At 55.0% G+C, this 13679-nt stretch carries 11 protein-coding genes; 7 read left to right on the top strand and 4 right to left on the bottom strand.

The window, feature by feature from the left end; genetic code table 11:
- The first annotated feature begins 13 nt into the window (after positions 1-13).
- The 7 genes from IB237_RS12760 (at position 14) to IB237_RS12790 (ending at position 9517) form a co-directional block, all read left to right on the top strand.
- Entirely contained in the window at positions 14-796 is a 783-nt protein-coding gene (locus tag IB237_RS12760; RefSeq protein ID WP_192489051.1) for a TIM barrel protein, read from the top strand.
- A 179-nt stretch (positions 797-975) separates the two neighbouring features.
- Complete coding sequence (locus IB237_RS12765) at positions 976-1479, top strand: DUF2478 domain-containing protein (protein ID WP_192489052.1); 504 nt, start codon at positions 976-978, stop codon at positions 1477-1479.
- Positions 1480-1676: 197 nt separating this feature from the next.
- On the top strand, positions 1677-3155 hold the full coding sequence (locus IB237_RS12770) for a sugar ABC transporter ATP-binding protein (RefSeq protein ID WP_192489053.1): 1479 nt from the start codon (positions 1677-1679) through the stop codon (positions 3153-3155).
- The gene (locus IB237_RS12775; protein ID WP_192489054.1) at positions 3155-4189 is read left to right on the top strand and encodes an ABC transporter permease; all 1035 of its coding nucleotides are present in this window, start codon (positions 3155-3157) and stop codon (positions 4187-4189) included. The genes IB237_RS12770 and IB237_RS12775 overlap by 1 nt, the downstream gene beginning before the upstream one ends.
- Positions 4190-4236: 47 nt before the next feature.
- Positions 4237-5280 (top strand): substrate-binding domain-containing protein, encoded by a 1044-nt coding sequence (locus IB237_RS12780; protein ID WP_192489055.1) that lies wholly within the window; start codon positions 4237-4239, stop codon positions 5278-5280.
- Between the two features lie 62 nt (positions 5281-5342).
- The gene (locus tag IB237_RS12785; RefSeq protein WP_192489056.1) at positions 5343-6596 is read left to right on the top strand and encodes an LVIVD repeat-containing protein; all 1254 of its coding nucleotides are present in this window, start codon (positions 5343-5345) and stop codon (positions 6594-6596) included.
- Positions 6597-6757: 161 nt separating this feature from the next.
- Positions 6758-9517, top strand: a complete 2760-nt coding sequence (locus IB237_RS12790; protein ID WP_192489057.1) for a M16 family metallopeptidase — start codon at positions 6758-6760, stop codon at positions 9515-9517.
- 56 nt (positions 9518-9573) lie between these two features.
- Here the strand turns inward: IB237_RS12790 and IB237_RS12795 are convergent, their stop codons facing one another.
- The 4 genes from IB237_RS12795 to IB237_RS12810 are packed head-to-tail and all read right to left on the bottom strand — an operon-like array spanning position 9574 to position 13431.
- Positions 9574-10386 (bottom strand): ABC transporter ATP-binding protein, encoded by an 813-nt coding sequence (locus tag IB237_RS12795; protein WP_192489058.1) that lies wholly within the window; start codon positions 10384-10386, stop codon positions 9574-9576.
- Positions 10383-11423 carry an iron chelate uptake ABC transporter family permease subunit gene (locus tag IB237_RS12800; RefSeq protein ID WP_192489059.1) on the bottom strand — a complete coding sequence of 347 codons (1041 nt, stop codon included), beginning with the start codon at positions 11421-11423 and terminating at the stop codon, positions 10383-10385. The genes IB237_RS12795 and IB237_RS12800 overlap by 4 nt, the downstream gene beginning before the upstream one ends.
- Positions 11420-12463, bottom strand: a complete 1044-nt coding sequence (locus tag IB237_RS12805) for an iron ABC transporter permease (protein ID WP_192489060.1) — start codon at positions 12461-12463, stop codon at positions 11420-11422. Before IB237_RS12805 ends, IB237_RS12800 begins: the two co-directional genes overlap by 4 nt.
- Positions 12460-13431 carry an iron-siderophore ABC transporter substrate-binding protein gene (locus IB237_RS12810; protein WP_192489423.1) on the bottom strand — a complete coding sequence of 324 codons (972 nt, stop codon included), beginning with the start codon at positions 13429-13431 and terminating at the stop codon, positions 12460-12462. The genes IB237_RS12805 and IB237_RS12810 overlap by 4 nt, the downstream gene beginning before the upstream one ends.
- Positions 13432-13679: the final 248 nt, after the last annotated feature.

Consider the following 13679-nt stretch of genomic DNA (forward strand, 5'->3'; position numbering starts at 1 on the left):
CAGAGTATTTATCATGACCCAGCCGTTTGCACTTGCCGTCTGCGCCGAAATGATCTGGCGGGACAAGCCGATTGAATGGCGTTGCGCACGCCTTGCCGAAATGGGGTTTGACGTCGGCCTTTGGAACTGGCCGGATCATGATCTGGAAGCCTTGGAGAAATCCGGCGCCAGTTTCTCGATCATGAACGGTTACCTCACTGGCCGTTTGGCCGACGATGAAGGAGCCACTGAACTGCTGCGTTCAGCACGGGAAACGGCCCAAATTGGCAAGCGGCTTGGTGTCGCCCGGCTTAACCTGCATGGCACTGGCCTCGGCGAGGGCGGCCTGCCGGCTCAACCCACTGAGATCGTCACCGGCAAAATGTGGCTCAAGGCACGCGATACTCTGCTACGTATCGCCGAGATGGCGGAAGAGGAGGGTGTCGTCTACACACTTGAGAACCTCAATCTTCCGGTCGATCACCCCGGCACACCTTTTGGTCGGGCAGAAGACACGCTTGCTCTGGTGTCATCCGTTAATCATTCCCGCCTGCGTCTCAATCTTGACCTCTATCACGTGCAGATCGGTGAGGGAAATCTGATTGAAACCTGCAAGTCCTGCTTACCATGGGTTGGCGAGATACAGGTGGCGGACGTACCTGGACGATGTGAACCCGGCACCGGCGAAATCAACTATCCCGTGATCGCAAGAGCATTAAACGACATGGGATATCGCGGACCGGTCGGCATGGAGGCATTTGCAAAAGATGATCCTGAGGAGGCGCTCGAAGCCTTCCGCAATGCCTTCACCTTATAGGCAAGGTTTCTGAGCGACGCTCCTTTCGCGCATTGTCTGCGCCCACTCTTTTTCACAACCACACACCAGACAAGACTTGTTTACAGCACCGGCTATTGACGACGTGAAACACCGCATGGTTCATGCACTCCAGAATATTGGCCAGTGTCTGGCGTGACGGAAGTGTGAGGGAAACGACCATGCGGCTTGGGTACATCAACCTGACCGACGGCGATGAATTGGACAAATGCCTGTCGCAGCTCGTCAAGCTGGTTGAAGAGGCAGGCATGAAACCGTCAGGCGCAATTCATGCACCATACAAAGGTCCAAACCGCAGCAAATGCGACATGGACCTTCAGATTTTACCGGATGGGCCAGTGTTTCGGATCAGCCAGAACTTAGGTGAACTCGCAACCGGATGCCGGTTGGACAGTGCTGCTCTGGAGGCAGCGACAACAGAAGCTGCTGCACGCTCAGATGGCGCCTCCGTGTTGATCGTCAACAAGTTTGGCAAACATGAATCCGAGGGTCGCGGCTTTGTTTCGATGATCATCGACGCCATGGAACGGGCCATTCCCGTAGTCATCGGTGTCAACAAACTCAATCTCGAAGCCTTTCTCTCTTTCGCAGATGGCTGCGCGGAAATCCTGCCAGCAGACCCGAATTACATTGTAAACTGGGTAACAGCTGAGGCAGTACACTAGACGACGCGAGATAAAATACTGCGCCACAGCACAGGCAATTCATTTGTTTTTCTTAACAAAATTCAAGTTCTCGCAATGGCCCGACGGCCCGTTGGAAATTTATTCCGTGGAATAGGTCGAGAATAGAATTCACGGCCTTGTTTGCCGACAAAGGATGGCTACGAAATCCTGATAATATTTGCAGGTTTTCTTCCATCATGCCTCTTCTGGACGTTCAAAATATTTCGCGAGCATTTGGCTCGACGCAGGCCTTGAGGGATGCCTCTTTGCAGGTCGAGCGCGGCGAAATTGTAGCCCTTATGGGCGCAAATGGTGCGGGAAAATCCACGCTGGTAAAGATACTCTCCGGTCTTTACACGGCAGATTCCGGCAGGATCGTCTGGGAAGATACAGACTACAAACCGCAAAACCCGGCCGAGGCCGCCGCACGCGGCATTGTCACCGTTCATCAGTCCACTGACGTGGTCGGCATTCCCGGTCTGAGCGTTGCAGATGCGCTTTTGCTCAATCAATTCGTTGATCGCAGTCATCCGTTTTTCCTCTCCCACAAAACAGTACGGCGCAAAGCCGCACGCATTCTGCAGGAAGCGGGTTTTGATCTGCCCCTTGATCGCGACTTCGAGACGCTTGGCACCGCGGACCGGCAAATGGTGGCTATAGCGCGCGCTCTCTCGCAAAACGCACGTCTGCTTATTCTAGACGAGCCGACTGCAAGTCTCTCGGTGCGGGAAGCGGAGCGTCTCTATGACATTTTGCGGCAACTGAAGGCTCGTGGCATCGCCGTCCTTTATATCTCACACCGCACTGCAGATCTGGAGGCATTGGCTGACCGGGTCGTCATCTTGCGTGGCGGTCGCAATGTCGGCGCCTTTAGCAGACCAATTGATTTTTCAGCTGCCATTGAGACAATGATCGGACGGTCGCTTGAATCGGCACGGCCCGACCAACGAGAATTTGGACAGGCAGTCCTGGAGCTGAAAGGTATTCAGCTTTTACCCGACAGTCGGCCATTCGATCTGACCGTTCACAAGGGTGAAGTCGTTGCGATAACCGGCGTGCTCGGAGCCGGCAAAAGTCGTCTTCTCTCCGGTCTGTTCGGTGTCGGTTCATTCGTATCTGGTAGCATCACATTGAACGGACGGCCGTCCAACGCGCGCAAGCCGGCAGACGCCATTGCCGCAGGCGTGGTCATGGCGGCTGAAGATCGACATACTTCGTCGCTGATACATGCAGGTTGGCCCGGCGAAAGCATCGCCTCCACCATCAGCCTACCGCATCTGAACCGTTGGTATCGTTCAGGCTTCATGTTCTCGAAACGCGAAGAAAATGAGGGCAATGCTGCCATCAAACGGCTTGGCATCAAGGCAGTCGACTCTCTCGCGTCAGTGTGGTCGCTGTCTGGCGGTAACCAACAGAAGACAGTGATTGCACGTTGGGAAGCTGAGCCAAGCCGGGTGTTGCTTTTGGACGAGCCATTTCAGGGTGTAGACGTCGGTGCGCGCCAGGACATCATCGCAACAATTCGCAGCCACACCGACCGCGCGACATTGATCGCAACCTCAGACGCGGAAGAAGCGCATGAAGTTGCGGACCGCGTATTGGTGATGGACCATCATACGCTGCGCGAGGAAACCAAACATTCGGCCTTCACCGGCTATCAAGAGGACACTGTCTAATGACCAACAGCGCCCAACACACTTCTGAAAATCCACGCGGCGGCAATGGTCTGGAGACAGTTCGAGAAACCATTCGCCGTGGTGCGGTTTTCATTCTGCTGATCGCGCTTGTTGTCGGCTTCTCGCTGGCGCAACCCGCATTCATCAACATCAACAACCTGATGAGCATTCTGCAGGCGGTATCCGTCGTCGCAATCATCGGCGCGGGTGTCACGGTCACGCTTGCCATTGGTGGCTTCGATCTTTCCGTCGGCGCAGTTGCTGCTTCAAGTGTGATGGCCGCGAGCTACGCCATGATCGTGCTTGGCCTGAATGCCTATCAGACCGTACCACTGGTGCTGGCCTTCGGTGCGCTTGTCGGTTTCGCCAATGCATTTTTAATTGTGAAGCTGAAGGTACCAGACTTACTGGCAACTCTATCGTCCATGTTTCTGCTGACCGGTTTGCAGCTTATTCCAACAGCTGGACGCTCGATTTCGGTTGGCCTCATTCTACCCGATGGTACGACAGCGACCGGAAAATACGATCCGGCGTTTCTGACGATTGGTCGTTCCAGCCTGTTTGGCACCATCCCGTTCTCCGTGCTGATGATGTTGCTGGTCGCCCTGATCCTGTTTGTATTGACGGAACGGACGCGCTTGGGACGCCTGCTTTATGCAACAGGTGGCAATGAAGTTGCCACACGACTGGCCGGTGCGAATGTCAACCGCATAAAGACCTTCGCTTATGTGCTTTCTGGCACTCTTGCTGCGTTGGGCGGCATTATCGTTGCCGCCCGCGTCGGCAGAGGCGACGTATCGTCAGGCGCATCGCTGTTGATGGATTCTGTTGCCGCGTCGCTGATCGGTTTTGCGGTTCTCGGCCTGCGACGTCCGAACGTCCTCGGCACCCTGATCGGCGCTGTGTTTGTTGGTGTGTTGCTGAATGGCCTGACCATGCTGAACGCCCCTTATTACACGCAGGACTTCATCAAGGGTGCTGTACTCGTCGGAGCATTGGCGCTGACCTACGGCATTGGCCGCACGCAAAACTAACCAGACATTCTCTCCTGAAATATTCTTAGCAACGAAATGGAAAAACCATGTTCAAGACCCTGAAAAGGCTGGCAGCCCTCGTTATTGCCGGTTCGATCATCACAGCCCCGGCCTCCGCCGCCGGCATCGCCGGTGCACCGGCGCCGTTCGACAGCAAGACTGTCAACATTGCCGTCGTCAGCTTCCTTGGTAGCGGCGACTGGCTGCAGGCATTTGAAGCTGGCGTGAAAAAGCAGGCTGATGCACTCGGCATCAATCTGACTGTCTCTCAGGCACGTAACGACAATGACACCCAGCGCAATTTGGTTGAGCAGGCCATCAATCTCGGCGTTGACGGCATCATCATTAATAATGGTCGCCCTGAGGTTCTGCAGGACGTCGCCCAGAAGGCGCTTGATGCCGGCATCAAGGTTGTCGCCTATGACGTAGATCTCGATAACCCGCAGATCCCGCAGATTGAACAGAGCGACAAGGACATGGCGAAGCTTGTTCTTGAGCAGGCTGTGAAAGATAAGGGCGAAGCATTTGTCGGCGGCGCCGTTTATGTTGCAGGTTTTGCACCGCTTGATCGCCGTTATGGCGTCTGGAAAGAGTTCGTCGAAAAACACAAGCTGACTGAAAAGGCCGTATGGGGCGTCGTGAACGACACGGTACCAGCATCAGTAGCTGACCAGACCAAAGCAATCCTGCGCGCCAACCCGGATATCTCCGTCATCTTCACGCCTTGGGACGAATTCGCCAAGGGCGTAAAGCTGGCTATCGATGAGTTGGGTCTTTCTCAGCAGGTCAAAATCTATGGCGTCGACATTTCGACCGCTGACATTCAACTGATTACCGAGCCAGATAGCGCATGGGTTGCAACTGCCGCCACCAACGCCGCTGTTGTGGGTGAAGTCTCTGTTCGCGCCGTATCGCTGGCGATTGCCGGTCAGTTCCCTGGCCGTTCCGTTCTGCTTCAGCCAACCCTGATTACCCGTGACGACCTGGTCAACAACAACATCGGCACGATCGAGGAGCTTCAACAGAAGTTCCCGGCATTCCAGAAGAGCGATGCTGCCTCTGCCGAATGGATTCCTGCTGCAAAGCAGTAAGGCCAAAGATGAAAATGGCGCCGCCCGCAAGGCGGCGTTTTTCCCTTTACCAAGCAATGAGAATGGCCATGACAGACCTGCCAAAACCGGATTTCGCCCGCAACATGAAACTGATTGGCCACAGCGATATTGGCGGTCGTGGTGATGGCCTGCAGCTTATGGTTCACCACAACCACGCTTATATTGCCCACCCCTGGTCGCAGGGCTTCTCAATCGTCGACGTCTCGGATGCCAAGAACCCGCGCACGGTCAATTATGTAGCGGCGCCTGCGAACACCTGGAACATCCATCTGCAGACACACGGCGATCTGCTTTTGGTCATCAATGCGCTTGACCTGTTTGCCGACGTCGAAACCTTCACCGATGAGAAGGCCTATTACACCAAGTCGGTAGGTGAAACCGTCGCGGCGACAAAACGCGAGCGTTCCTGGACGGCTGGAATGAGCGTCTACGATATTTCAAACCCCGCTCAGCCCCGCAAAATCGGCCAGCTCGATGTCGACGGCGTCGGTCTGCACCGCATCTGGTACGTCGGCGGCCGTTACGCCTATGCTTCAGCACTTCTGGATGGTTATTCGGATTATATTTTCGTGACTATCGACCTTGCCAATCCCGCGAAACCCGAACTTGTTGGCCGCTGGTGGTTGCCGGGCATGAACCTTGCGGCTGGCGAAACACCAAACTGGGGTGAGGGGCGTCGTTATGCACTTCACCACGCCCTTGTGCATGGCAACACAGCCTATGCCTGCTGGCGCGATGGTGGCCTGACCCTTCTTGATGTGTCGGATCATTCCGCACCAAAGCTGATCAAACACCACAACTGGTGCCCTCCCTATGGCGGTGGCACGCACTCTCCATTGCCATTGCCAGGACGCGATCTGCTTGTCGTCGCCGACGAGGCGGTGCTTGATAACGAAGAAGACGGCCGCAAACATACGTGGGTATTCGACATCCGGGTTCCCGAAAACCCGATCAGTATTTCGACATTCCCGATCCCAAATGAGATCGACTACACCAAAAAGGCCGGCCATTTTGGTCCACACAATCTTCACGAAAACCGCCCCGGTTCGTTTGTGTCGGAAACTCTGATTTTTGCGACATGGCAGAATGCCGGTATCCGGGCATTCGATATATCCGACCCCTATCACCCCGTTGAAACGGGCGCGCTCGTACCGGCTGGCCCAACAACAATGACGGACCGGAGACCAAATCGGCCTAGGATTATCCAGTCGGCTGACGTTTTTGTTGATGCCAATGGCCTGATCTATGCAACCGACTACAATGCTGGCCTTGAAATAATCGAATATGGCGGCTGATCGCAGACGCTAGCACCCCTATGGTCCGTTGATGATATCGTAGGACCATAGGTTTCGCTTTTAATCATTCGCCAAATACTCAGATTTTTTGTGAGATCAAACGAGATCAAACGTCGAATACCAGTGAACGCATTCGTTCGTGGAATTTTGAAAGTGACGTTATGATCTTTGTGCGCGCCGTGTTTGCCCTAGTTACCCTTTTTGCCGGACTTCAGTTTGCTCAGGCTAATGGTGTGGAGTGGGACAAGAAGGTGACGCACGGAAAGTTGGATAACGGCCTCTCCTACATTCTCTACGACAGCAAACGCGCAGATGAACCGTTCAACATCCGCCTTGTTGTGCACGCCGGATCTGTTGATGAAGAGATACCGCGTGGCACTGCCCACATCCTTGAACATATGGTGTTCCAGTCGACGCAGGCGCACCCCGAGACATTACACACCTACTTTCAGAAGCTTGGGTGGCGCACCGGCGTGCAGATCAATGCAGTCACGCGCGAAGCAGAGACCCAATATATGGTTCGTACCCGCCCGAATGATGCGCTCGATGTAGAAGGGTCCTTGGCACTGGTTGCTGACATGGCCTTTGGCGCGAAACTGTTGGCCGAGGACTGGGACAAAGAACGTTTCGTCATTCTTGAAGAACTGCGCCTTGATAACAAGGTGGCTGAACGCATCAACCGACAGAAAAAAGAGCTGCTGCGTGCAGGTTCGCGTTATGTTGATCGTCCGACGATTGGCACACGTGAGGGAATTGAAGCGACGACCATCGCTGACATCAAGGCGTTTTACGATACCTATTATGTCGCGTCCAACATGACCCTGATCGTCTCTGGCAGGATAGATGCGACAAGCACTGAGAAGGCGATTATCCGTCTGTTTGGCTCAGCACCGAACAAGCCACAACCATCCAGAGACTACGTGGCATTCCCGTTGAAAGATGAACTCTCCGTCGGCCTGGTACAGGACCCACAGGGCACCACCTCGCAAGTAACCTATGCTTTCAGACTGGAAATGCCACCCCGTCAAAGCGATGACGGCAGACTTGCCTATCTCGAGAAATATTTCCTGACCCGCCTGATGCGCGACGCGATACAGACGCAGGGTAAACATTACGCGGAGATGATCGACTCACTCAGTTTCGTCATTCAAGAACCTGTAGAGCGGCGGCTTATTCTGGCCTTCAACGCCAGAAGCGAAAATCATGACAGAGCGAAAGACATTTTGCTTGAAAGTGTCGAGCGACTGCGGCGTACGGGCTTGTCTCGAGATGGCTTCGACGCTCTGATGAAAGAAGCTGTCCGGATCAACAGCCGCAATCCTGACGCCGCGGCCCAGCGAACCTATGCAGAGTGGGAAGACCGTATTACCAACGCAGTGATGATGGATTCCGTGCTGCAAGATGCAGGTGAAAAGGCGAGGGACACACATGCCCTGCTGGAGCAGATCACCTTCGAAAGCCTGTCTGCCCGTATGCAGGATATGCTGCGCGCGCCCGACCAGGTGATGATGTATCAGGCTCCGGGCGACAAGTCGGTAGAGCTTCCATCGGTCGACGAGATCAGTGCCCAACGTCAGGCCTTGTCCACGGTTACAGCACTACCAGATTTGCCCGCCATTGTAGCGAAGGCGCCGGTCGCGAAAGAGCAGCCGCTGCCAATATGGCCAACAGACGCGACGGTTGATGTAACGGGAGAAATCGTCTCGGAAACCCGTCATGACAACCCAACGATACAGGAATGGGCACTTTCGAACGGCGATCGCGTGGTCTGGCTGGAGCGCGACACGACGGATGGCAAGGTCTATCTATCAGGACAATCCAGACCGGGTTTCATGAATGCCGAGTTCGGCAGCACAGTTTCACAGGCTGCCATTCAACTCTGGGAACAAAGCGGTTTCAATTTCTGGTCACAGGACGAATATGAACTTTGGAAAAAAGCCCAGCCAGCGAGCTGGAGTTGGGCGCTGAAGGACAGCATGCTCGACGTTGCCGTGGCTGCAAAGCCGGAACAACTCCCGGACTTGTTGCGTCAATATGCAGCGAGTATAAAATTCGGTCTGGTTCGTGAAGAGGCCTCTGACGCTTTCCGCACCCAGATGGCCAGCAACCTCACCTCTGCCAATGAATATTCGCAGTTGCTCTACGGAGAGTCTGCCGATCACCCCGGCGATGCAAATATTGCAGAGATTGATGCACAGGCACTGGAAAAGGCTGCTCGTGCATTCGTCGCGGAACCGGTGACTTGGTTTGCGGTCGGTCCCGCCCCAACGCGGGAGACTCAAGCCACGTTTGCAACAACAGTAGGTGCGTTGGCACGCGCTTCAACGCTGACACCAGCACCCGCCAGGCAGCAAGACGGCATACACAAAAAGAGCATTCAAACATTTAGGGATCATCGGGCCCAGGTCGAAATATCTACGTTCACAGCCCTTGAATGGACGCCAGAAAAAGCCTTCCTCATTTCGACACTGACACCACTCGCCCAGCAAGCACTTAAAAATGAACTGCGCAATCATCTCGGCGGCATCTATACGCTGCAGTTTGAGTTGCGCATGGACCCGGAGACCAACCGCAGCATCAGTACCTTGTCGTTCATTTGTGCGCCGGAGCGGGCGGAAGAGCTGGCAGACGCTGCCATAAATGTCCTGAAGAACATGCCGCAGAACATACAGGCTGTGGACTTCAAGCGATTGCAGGCAGACATCAATTTTGCCGAAAGCGGGCGTATGAGTGACGCCAACACGTGGCTGCGCCGCCTGTCTTTGAGTTACCGCCGTTACGGCGACCCGACCTACCTCAGCAACATGCCAAAATTGAGCGAACAGTTGACGTCAGTCGCGTTGCAGACCTATGCGGAGCAGGTGTTTAAAACAGACAATATGGCTGTGCTGACCCGACTACCTCTGGCCAGGGCGCAGTAATTGCGCCGTTCAGATCTAGACGCAGCTCGTTGATAATTGCTGCGTCTATTTCGTCCTTACATGACATCTTCACCGATCATCTGATGCCTGCCCATTGGCAACATCAGCGGGCGCCCTGACGTGGGGTCGGTGATGATGCGGCTCTCAAGGCCAAACACCTGCCGCACATTGTCCTCTGTCAGGACCTCTTCCGGCTTTCCCGTGATGTGCAGTCGGCCACCTGCCATGGCGACAAGATGGTCCGCATATCGAGCCGCCAGATTGAGGTCGTGGAGAACCATGACGATTGTCGTTCCACGCGACTGATTGAGATCGGTCAACAGATCCAGCACCTCAATCTGATGACTGATATCGAGGAAGGTCGTTGGCTCATCCAGCAACAGGATTTCAGTCTGCTGCGCCAGTGCCATTGCAATCCAGACACGCTGCCTTTGCCCGCCGGAAAGTTCGTCGATCGGTCGTTCTGCCAGCTCGACAGTTTTGGTGGCAATAAGCGCTGTCGCGACAGCTTCGTCATCCGCTGATGTCCAGCGCGCAAATATGCCCTGATGCGGATGCCTGCCGCGGCTGACAAGGTCTGCCACCATGATACCTTCAGGCGCGATAGGGGATTGTGGCAAAAGCCCCATCACTTTCGCCAGTTCCCGTGATGGCATTTTGTGAATGGACTTGCCGTCAAGCAGCACGTGGCCTGCACGCGGCGTAATCAGCCGCGACATGGTGCGCAGCAGTGTCGACTTGCCACAGGCATTGGCGCCAACAATCACTGTTATTTTGCCATGTGGCACCACCAGATCGAGGTCATTCAGAATGACGCTATCGCCATACCCGGCTGAAAGTTTCGTGGCGGCAAGTGAATAGGTAGTCATAGTGAACCTCCGGCGCGATTGACGCGCACGATAAGGAAAATGAGGTAGGGAGCGCCGAGCGCACCTGTAACGACACCGACCGGATAACGGCTGGGCAACAGGAATTGCCCGCAATAATCGCCAACCAGAACGAGCGTTGCGCCGACCAGTGCCGAAGGCACAAGCAACGAACCATTGTTACCCATGATCCTTGCAGCGATCGGCCCGGAGAGGAAAGCAACAAATGCAATAGGCCCGGCCACTGCTGTGGCAAATGCGATCATTCCAACCGATGCGATGATAACGATGATCCGTGTCTTGGCGACACGCACGCCAAGTGCTGCGGCAGTATCATCGCCGAGCCGTAAGGCTTCCAGATCACGAACGCGGGTCAGCAGCAGTCCACCGAAGGCAGCCAAGGCGAGAATGAGCGGCAGTGTCTGCGACATCTGTGCGCCGTTCACACTGCCCGTCAGCCAGCGCATCGCCTCCTGAAGGCTCCAGGCCGGCGCGACAGACAATATGTAAGCAATAAAACTCTGCAGCATGGCAGAGACACCAATGCCGACAAGGATCAATCGCGTCCCTGCAACACCGTTGCGAAACGACAGAGTATAGACCAACAGCGCAATACCAAGCCCGGAGACGACGGCGAAAACTGACACGATCGGCCCGCTGAGCGACAGGACAACAATGGCAAAAACCGCAGCGGCACTTGCGCCGGAACTGATGCCGATAATGTCAGGGCTGGCGAGTGGGTTGCGGAGCATGATCTGAAAGGCGACGCCACCCATGCCAAAACAAAGTCCCGCAACAATGGACAGGACAGCGCGCGGCAACCGCAACTGACCAACGGTGAAACTCAAACCCGGGATATTCTCACCAAGCAACACACGGATAACGTCTTTCGGCGGCGTAAACGTCTGGCCGGACATCAGCGTCAGTGCAAAGACGGCACATAACAACACCACCAGACCGGAGATAACAAGCCACCGGCCACTAGCGCGCTGACGCCGGTTTCCAGCGATCGAGGTGATGACAGGGGAAAGCATGCTCATAATTCACGCACCCTTTGCCGCCTGACAATCCAGATAAAAAACGGCGCCCCGACGAGTGCAGTGACAATGCCCACATCCAACTCGGCAGGCCGTGCCACGATGCGTCCCATAATGTCCGCGGCCAGTAGTAGGCAAGCTCCACTCAAGGCCGAGAAAGGCAATAGCCAACGGTGGTCTACCCCCACCAGCAGGCGGCACAGATGTGGAACGACGAGACCAAGGAAACCGATCGGACCACAAATCGCAGTCGTTGCACCACATAAGAGGATTGCCCCGAATGACGCTATGGCCCGGGCAGTCGCAACACGTTCGCCCAGACCAGCGGCCAATTCATCGCCGAGCGCCAATGAGTTCAACTTGCGAGCCGACAATAGGCTGATCGCAAAACCAACGATCAGAAACGGCAGCACATGAGAAATACGCTCAAATGTCGCCCCACCAACACCACCGATCTGCCAGGCGCGAATGCCGCCCGCAATATCATTGCGTGGCAAGACTACAGCGATAACCAAAGAGGAAAAAGCGACCGATGTCGCGGCACCAGCCAGTGCCAATTTGAGCGGTGTCGCACCGCCGCGCCCCATCGAGCCGATGACGTAAACAAAAACAGCTGAAATGCCGGCACCTAAGATGGCAACCATGATGTAGGCGTATGCCGACGCGATACTGAACCACGCCACACCCACCACGACCGCCAAAGACGCACCCATATTGACGCCGAGAATGCCGGGATCAGCCAAAGGATTGCGGGTAACGCCCTGCATGATCGCACCTGCCAAACCGAGTGAAGCGCCCGCAAGCAATGCAAGCAGAGTCCTTGGCAGTCGGACTGCGACAGCAGCTTGGCTTATATTATCCGTATGGCCACGCAATGCCATTAAGATATCGCTCCAAAACACGTCTCGTGTACCGATCGCGACCGACAAGGCGCACAAAAAAGCAAGTGCTGCCAGCACTACAACCAAACCTAATAACCGCGAACGGCGGGTATTTCCGGGAAAAGCCTTCGCAGCCTGCGAGGACCCTTTATTCAATATCATTTGGACTTTCCCGCCGCCTCGGCAAGCAGATTGACGTAGTCTTTCAACACCCACGAAATCGACAATGGTGTTGGATTGGATGCAGTACCGAGTGGATTGCGGCCCAGCATGACGATTGCGCCATTGGCGACTGCGGGCATTCGCGAAAGCAGGGGATCAGCGTTCACCGCATCCAGCAAGGCCTGGCTGCCGTAAGTCACGACGATATCAACATCATCAAAGGCGTCGACACGTTCTGCACTGACGCCCGCAGCAAACTGGCCCTTGGTGGTTGCATCCAAAACGCTCTTGGGTGACTTAAGACCGAGATCGGTAAAAAACTTCACGCGAGTGTCATTGGCGGTATAAAAATTGACGATGCTGAGGTTCGTGGTGTCGAGATGCGTCACAAACATTGCCGACTTGCCCACAAGCTGAGGATGCCCAGCGACAGTATCAGTGATCTCCTTTTCAATCCGCTTAATTAGTGAATCGCCTTCTTTCGCCATGCCGAGCCCGGCGCTGTTAAAGCGGATCATATCGCGCCAATCAGTCGCCCAGGATGACTCCGGATAGGCAACAACCGGTGCAATCTGGCTCAACGTGTCGTAATCGGCCTGACTGAGGCCGGAATAGGCTGCGAGAATGACGTCCGGCTGGGTTGCAGCGACGGCCTCGAAGTCAATTCCATCCCCCTCATCAAACAGCACGGGCTTTTCAGTACCAAGCTCTTTCAGCTTTTCAGCGACCCATGGCAACAGACCGTCGCCATCGTCATCGCCAAAATTGGCTGCTGCAAAACCAACGGGAACAATGCCCAATGCCAACGGAACTTCATGATTGGCCCAAGCGACAGTCGCGACGCGCTCTGGCTTTTTGGCAATCGTGGTTGTTCCCAACGCATGTTTGATGACGATCGGATAAGACGTGTTTTCGTCTGCACGGACCTGTGTGAATGCCAGCAATGAAAGGCATGTCACAACCACCATTGCGTAAAAACCGAAGAACCTTGGCACGGCCAACCCTCCTTGATATTTAAAGTTGGCTTTCCAGTTCCAGTTTAATGGGGATGCGTCAAGGCTTACGCAAACGACCAACCGGCAGCGCGTCAAAGTTTCCGGAGTTTCATACAAAACCAGAGGAATCTACAATACCAGACTGTACGCCTCAAGTTAACAAGCGCGGAAGGTGAATACAGGGTATCGCCACAGTCCGTGCCATTCCGCATCAAAGCGAC

It is taken from the genome of Agrobacterium sp. AGB01, from assembly GCF_014851585.1.
Lineage (GTDB): Bacteria > Pseudomonadota > Alphaproteobacteria > Rhizobiales > Rhizobiaceae > Agrobacterium.

Excerpts from the sequence above, each read along its gene's own strand:
- IB237_RS12760 (WP_192489051.1), top strand. The coding sequence starts at position 14 with ATGACCCAGCCGTTTGCACTTGCCGTCTGCGCCGAAATGATCTGGCGG.
- IB237_RS12765 (WP_192489052.1), top strand. The coding sequence starts at position 976 with ATGCGGCTTGGGTACATCAACCTGACCGACGGCGATGAATTGGACAAA.
- IB237_RS12770 (WP_192489053.1), top strand. The coding sequence starts at position 1,677 with ATGCCTCTTCTGGACGTTCAAAATATTTCGCGAGCATTTGGCTCGACG.
- IB237_RS12775 (WP_192489054.1), top strand. The coding sequence starts at position 3,155 with ATGACCAACAGCGCCCAACACACTTCTGAAAATCCACGCGGCGGCAAT.
- IB237_RS12780 (WP_192489055.1), top strand. The coding sequence starts at position 4,237 with ATGTTCAAGACCCTGAAAAGGCTGGCAGCCCTCGTTATTGCCGGTTCG.
- IB237_RS12785 (WP_192489056.1), top strand. The coding sequence starts at position 5,343 with ATGGCCATGACAGACCTGCCAAAACCGGATTTCGCCCGCAACATGAAA.
- IB237_RS12790 (WP_192489057.1), top strand. The coding sequence starts at position 6,758 with ATGATCTTTGTGCGCGCCGTGTTTGCCCTAGTTACCCTTTTTGCCGGA.
- IB237_RS12795 (WP_192489058.1), bottom strand. The coding sequence starts at position 10,386 with ATGACTACCTATTCACTTGCCGCCACGAAACTTTCAGCCGGGTATGGC.
- IB237_RS12800 (WP_192489059.1), bottom strand. The coding sequence starts at position 11,423 with ATGAGCATGCTTTCCCCTGTCATCACCTCGATCGCTGGAAACCGGCGT.
- IB237_RS12805 (WP_192489060.1), bottom strand. The coding sequence starts at position 12,463 with ATGATATTGAATAAAGGGTCCTCGCAGGCTGCGAAGGCTTTTCCCGGA.
- IB237_RS12810 (WP_192489423.1), bottom strand. The coding sequence starts at position 13,431 with ATGGTGGTTGTGACATGCCTTTCATTGCTGGCATTCACACAGGTCCGT.